Annotated in this window: 3 protein-coding genes; all 3 read right to left on the bottom strand. The window is 29.9% G+C overall.

The window, feature by feature from the left end:
* The coding region (locus ACLVEP_RS12605) for an MATE family efflux transporter (protein ID WP_173864692.1) at positions 1-1,377 on the bottom strand (1,377 nt) is incomplete at its 3' end.
* 75 nt (positions 1,378-1,452) lie between these two features.
* The gene (locus ACLVEP_RS12600) at positions 1,453-2,013 is read right to left on the bottom strand and encodes a TetR/AcrR family transcriptional regulator (RefSeq protein ID WP_008728836.1); all 561 of its coding nucleotides are present in this window, start codon (positions 2,011-2,013) and stop codon (positions 1,453-1,455) included.
* A 23-nt stretch (positions 2,014-2,036) separates the two neighbouring features.
* On the bottom strand, positions 2,037-2,723 hold the full coding sequence (locus ACLVEP_RS12595) for a class I SAM-dependent methyltransferase (RefSeq protein WP_223380606.1): 687 nt from the start codon (positions 2,721-2,723) through the stop codon (positions 2,037-2,039).
* Between the last annotated feature and the right edge of the window lie 146 nt (positions 2,724-2,869).

The following is a 2,869-nucleotide window of genomic DNA, read 5'->3' as shown; positions in this document are numbered from 1 at the left end:
TCCACAGCAGTTACTTTCAATGCTTTTATATCTTGCTTTTTTAGTCCTATCATAAAGTTTTCCATATAACCGCTTAATAATTTGATTACTTGTTAAAATAGTTATAATGCAGGCGACTATGTGACTGATTAAAATCGCTATCCAAACACCATTTAAATTTTCTGCCAGCCAAGATAATAGATAGGCAAAAGGAATACGAATAATAATATAGTAGAATATCATTAGTATCATACTTTTTGTTGGTTTTCCTATACCATTTAAAGTACCTAAGTAGCAACTAGTAATAGTGTAAAGAACATAACCGATACTAACAATTAAAAAATAATGGCTGACAACATTTGTTACAGCTACGTTGGAAACAAACAATTTTGCCAACTGTTTAGAGAAGAAAATAACAACTGCTGATAATACACTTGAAACAACAATACCATATTTTAACGCCAATTTCAGATAATTCTTTGCTCTGTCGATACGTTGTGCTCCAATACATTGCCCTACGATTGAAGTCAACACCATATTAAGAGCCATAGCAGGATAAAATAATATCATTTCTAATTTTCCAGCAACTCCGTAGCCAGCAATAGCAGAAATACTATAAGTACTAACAATAGCAGTTAAAAATGTTGTACTAATAGCAGGAATACTTTGTTGAATGACAGACGGCACAGCATTTTTTACAAACGGCATAATCTCTTTTGTATCAAAATCAGATAGTGAAAGGTTAAATAATTTTTTACGATAAATATAAATGCACATAAACGCCAAACAAATAATCTGTGATATTAAGGTTGCGATTGCCGCTCCGTGAAATCCAATTATGTTAATGAAAATAGGATCTAAAATAGCATTCAATAAAGTAGACACAAGCATTGCAACTGCTTGAAACATAGTATTGCCAAAACTTCTTAAAATGGCTGTAAAGTATAAATACAAATAAACTGCTACATATCCCAAAGCATATATAGATAAGTAATTTTTTGCCATATCAAAAATTTCAGTCGGTGTATTTAAAACTATCAAAATAGGCTCTAAAAAAATCTCCAACACAATTGTCATAAACACTGAAAGAATTATAGATACAAAAAAAGAAGTAACTATAATATTCTTTTTCTTTTGCTCATTTTTCGCACCAATTACCTGTGATAATAGAATGGCTAACCCGTTTGTTGCTCCCATACCAATTGAAGTTAAGATTAAAATAATAGGTGTCGAGTTTGTTAACGCTGCGTATGCCTGCTCACCTAACAAATTTCCAATCCAAAGACTGTCTACGAGATTATATGCCATATTTAAAAACATAGCTATTATCATAGGAACAGTCATTTCAAGTAAACATTTTTTTGTGTTTCCGTTTACAAAATCAATATTTTTGTTCATTTTAATTCCTCCTATTGAATGAAAATTATTCATTTAATTTATTTAAATATTCCCTGCCTTTTGGCAGGGGAAGATTTAAAGCCTAAACAAGTCCCTAAAAAATGCCTTTATCCGTGAACTCTTTTCTTTAATTGATATATCGGTATTTAAAATAATTCCTAGTTGTCCATATATGCAAAAACTGGCATACATTTCAACATCATTGACTTGTATTTCATTTGTGTAATTTGCTCTTTCAATAATTTCAGATACAATAGGAAAAAGTTTTTCACATACATTCAATGTTAATAAATTATGGAAATTTTTATTTTGGTTATTATGAAAAACTGGATAATATGTATCATCTTCTTGTTCTGCAAAAAGTATCATCTTCCGCAAAATATCTTTTAAACTATCCTTTTTTATATTTATATTTTTTGTCATATTGGCGACTAAAATATTTGAATATTCATTGATAGCAGACTGAAAAAGTACATCTTTTGATGGGAAATATCTATAACATAATCCTTGTGCTATTCCAATTTCTTTTGCTATGTCTGATATTGAAGTTTTTTCAAACCCATTTACACTAAATAATTTAATGGCTGTTTCTAAAATTTCTTGTTTACGTTCCTCTGGTTCTTTTGAAATACGCATTGTTTTCTTTCCTTTCTTGCGGTTTAATTATTGTATGCTATAATTAAACAAGATCTTGTGCCAAAAGATTTCCATTCAATTTCGTGGAAGTCTTTTGATAATAATAACAACATTTCCTTTTTTGAATAAATCTTTACATCTCCACTATTGCTGTGTTTCATATAGTAATTCATTATCTGTCTTGCTCCGATTGGTTGCCAACAATCACCGATAATGAAAACTCCATTTTGCTTTAAACACCTAGACACTTCTTTCTCTACAATATCTGGTTGTGGATAATGATGAAATGAGTCATTACATACAATGGCGTCAAAAGAACTATCTTCAAAAGGTAATCTCTCAGAGTCGCCTAAGATAAGTGTTGCATCATTTCCTAGTTTATTTTTTGCAATTTCAAGCATATTGGGAGATATATCTATTCCAAATAGTTGTTCTGCTATATTTAATTCTTTTATTTCTTTAAGTAACGCACCCGTTCCACAACCTAAATCTAATATAGAATGTATATTCTTATTTTTTAAATTTTCTATAATCGGCTTATAGAGTTTTCGAGCATGTTCCCCCTGAATATTTGTATCATAATCGGCAGCTTGCTTATCAAAAGTCTTTTGTGATTTTTGTTTCGTAATATTCATGTAATCAACTCCTTTCACTAAAATTATATCTCGTGAATGAACGATTGTCAATGAATAAAATTCATTGAATTTCATTCATTTCAAAGACGTGTATCTCTGATTTAAAATACACGCCTTTTTGATTACCCTACAATCTTCCAGTTACTATTCCTTATATAGCCCAAATTTGTACCGTGACAATTTCATTGATATTATCCGATTTACCACAAATCAAATTTTAT

Origin of the sequence: Faecalibacillus sp., from assembly GCF_047023275.1 — a bacterium.
Taxonomy (GTDB): domain Bacteria; phylum Bacillota_I; class Bacilli_A; order Erysipelotrichales; family Coprobacillaceae; genus Faecalibacillus.
Note: the sequence above shows the minus strand (reverse complement) of the source record. Positions and strands in the feature narration are given on the sequence as shown.